This is a genomic window from Wolbachia endosymbiont of Drosophila leontia (genome assembly GCF_028981785.1).
Classification (GTDB): domain Bacteria; phylum Pseudomonadota; class Alphaproteobacteria; order Rickettsiales; family Anaplasmataceae; genus Wolbachia; species Wolbachia pipientis.
Genome location: NZ_JAPQLK010000178.1, coordinates 1 through 2,674, shown reverse-complemented (window position 1 = coordinate 2,674; position 2,674 = coordinate 1). Strand labels below are relative to the sequence as shown.

Sequence of the window (2,674 nt, the reverse complement as noted above, 5' to 3'; positions counted from 1 at the left end):
ATAGATATGCCTCTTTCTTAACTATGCTTATTTTACCTCATATTTTCGAGATCCTTAACAGGTTCTAAGAGGTCACATATTACATGGCCCTCCTGGAAATGGTAGAACACTTATCGCTCGTGCAATTGCAGGTGAATCAAATACGAATTTCATAAGCATCTCAGGTCCTGAAATTATTGGAGTATATATTGGTCATGGTGCACATGCTGTACGCGAGCTTTTTAAAATAGCAAAAAAATATTCTCCTTGTATATTCTTTATAGATGAAATAGATGCAGTTGCTCAAAAAAGAAGTACCGCTAATAACTCAGCTTACCATTGTCGAGAGAGTTTAACACAGTTGTTAACTGAAATAGATGGATTTAAGAGCAGAAAAGATATAATAGTAATTGGTGCAACTAACCTTATCGGTGGTATAGATCCAGCACTTATTAGACCTGGACGTTTAGGTCAGAAGGTTTATGTCCCTAATCCAAACATAGAGGTGAGACAAAGGATATTGGAACTTTATATGCGAGGTACAAAAACTGATGAAAAGCTAAACCTCCAAGACATTGCAGACAAGACTGAAGGCTATTCTGGGGCTGAATTAGAGCAATTAGTGAATGAAGCAAAAACTAGCGCTGGTGCGCAAAGACGGCTTATAGTGAGTGAGGAAGATTTCAGTTACGCGCTTCACAGGTTAAGTCCAGAACAAGAAAGAGATAGAATAAGGTTAGTTTCAAACGTGAAGACACAGACAGAAGTATCTTGTTCTATTTAGAGTATAAAACTATCATAAATTTTTCTGTTATTTCCAAATAAATTGCTATTAATTTAACAACATACATTACTAAAAGCTTAAATAATCCAGCCATTTCCAGCAACAAAAAACAGCAAGCGTGAGAAGATTTTTTTTTGGAATGAGTTGGTCATGATGTTTGTAAAACTTAATTTGTACACTTTACTTACCCCCAGTAATTCTGATATAGTTACTTTAGTTAAAGTCTATAAAAGTTTACAAATGGCAACCTTAAGTGTAAGAGAAGCTTTATGCACAGCAATTAGAGAAGAAATGCAAAACGACTCTGATGTGCTTATCATGGGTGAAGAAGTTGCAGAGTATGATGGTGCTTATAAAGTAACGAAAGGATTACTGAAAGAGTTTGGAGAAAACAGAGTAGTTGATACGCCTATTACCGAACATGGGTTTGCTGGCCTTGCTGTTGGAGCGGCATTTGCTGGATTAAAGCCAATAGTCGAGTTCATGACTTTTAATTTTTCTATGCAAGCTATTGACCAAATTGTGAATTCCGCAGCAAAAACAAATTATATGTCAGGCGGACAACTTGGATGCCCTATAGTATTTCGTGGACCAAATGGCGCTGCAGCAAGAGTTGCTGCACAACATTCTCAATGCTTTGCAGCTTGGTATTCGCATATACCGGGGTTAAAAGTAATAGCACCCTATTTTGCCTCAGATTGCAGAGGTCTGCTTAAAGCTGCAATTCGTGACCCTAATCCGGTAATATTTCTAGAAAACGAAATAGCTTATGGACATGAGCATGAAGTTTCTGACTCTGAGCTATCAAACAAAGATTATCTACTTGAGATAGGCAAAGCTGCTGTTATACGGGAAGGAAAGGATGTAACTATCACTGCTTTTTCATTAAAATTAATGGATGCCTTAAATGCAGCAGATTTACTTTCGAGTGAAGGTATAGAAGCTGAAGTTATTGACCTCAGAACCTTAAGACCACTTGACACTCAAACTGTTATTAACTCTATTCAGAAGACTAATAGGTTAGTTAGTGTAGAAGAAGGATGGCCATTTGCAGGAATAGGAGCAGAGCTGTCAGCCGTTGTTATGGAACAAGGATTTGACTACCTTGATGCTCCAGTTGTACGTGTAACTGGCAAGGACATCCCCTTACCTTACGCTGCAAATCTAGAAAAAAAAGCATTACCGCAAGTGGAAGATATAGTTGAAGCCGTGCATCAGGTCTGTTTTAGAAAAAAATAGTTCTTTTTTGTGTCTCCTGTTCCGCATTGGTCCATCAAAGAAGTATTTCCAGTGCCGCCTATACCACCCATTACTTTTATGACGATAGTTTTAGCACCGAAAAATACAGCACAAAATATACCGAGTGCAAAAAGAGCTGGCCATGGCATTCTACCAAATATCGCAAGCAAAGCTGCACCTATTATCACTACGGTCATAAGTGGTCCGCCTATTCCCCAAACGTAGCCAATAATGTTACATATTACTTGAGCAGTTGTATCAGTATTAGTGTCAGCGGCAGCACTCCCAACATGAGAAAAAGAAATAAATAATACTATAAAAAGAATATTAAAAACTTTCCTAGGGTTCATCTCTATACCTTAAATTTAGATATTGCAATTATACCTAAAATACTATAATTTTTAGTAAAACTAGCATAAAGATTGAATAACAAACGGTGCCACAAAAGTAGTTGATACACAACTGCACAAATATTGTAATATAGACATAGTAAACGATATTATTCCAGTGCTTGACGCTGGAATCCAGACTTTAATTGTTATATTTGTAAATAAGTCTGGAACGTTCATCTCAAATGCAGTATTTTTGTTGAAATAGCTCAACTGGATCCCAGTGGGCTTTGTTGCATCGCTACTTATGAAAGGCTAACTATAGTTAGGATTATAAGTAACC

Annotated in this window: 3 protein-coding genes; 2 read left to right on the top strand and 1 reads right to left on the bottom strand. The window is 37.1% G+C overall.

Going from position 1 to position 2,674, the window contains the following annotated elements:
- The first annotated feature begins 76 nt into the window (after nt 1-76).
- Together OZD63_RS05910 and OZD63_RS05905 are read left to right on the top strand one after the other, a co-directional pair.
- On the top strand, nt 77-763 hold the full coding sequence (locus OZD63_RS05910) for an ATP-binding protein (RefSeq protein WP_275008365.1): 687 nt from the start codon (nt 77-79) through the stop codon (nt 761-763).
- A 240-nt stretch (nt 764-1,003) separates the two neighbouring features.
- Complete coding sequence (locus tag OZD63_RS05905; protein ID WP_012673123.1) at nt 1,004-2,002, top strand: pyruvate dehydrogenase complex E1 component subunit beta; 999 nt, start codon at nt 1,004-1,006, stop codon at nt 2,000-2,002.
- On the opposite strand, the gene OZD63_RS05900 is transcribed toward OZD63_RS05905, so the two are convergent.
- Entirely contained in the window at nt 1,978-2,352 is a 375-nt protein-coding gene (locus tag OZD63_RS05900) for a TrbC/VirB2 family protein (protein ID WP_006279664.1), read from the bottom strand. The genes OZD63_RS05905 and OZD63_RS05900 overlap by 25 nt on opposite strands.
- Nucleotides 2,353-2,674 lie beyond the last annotated feature (322 nt).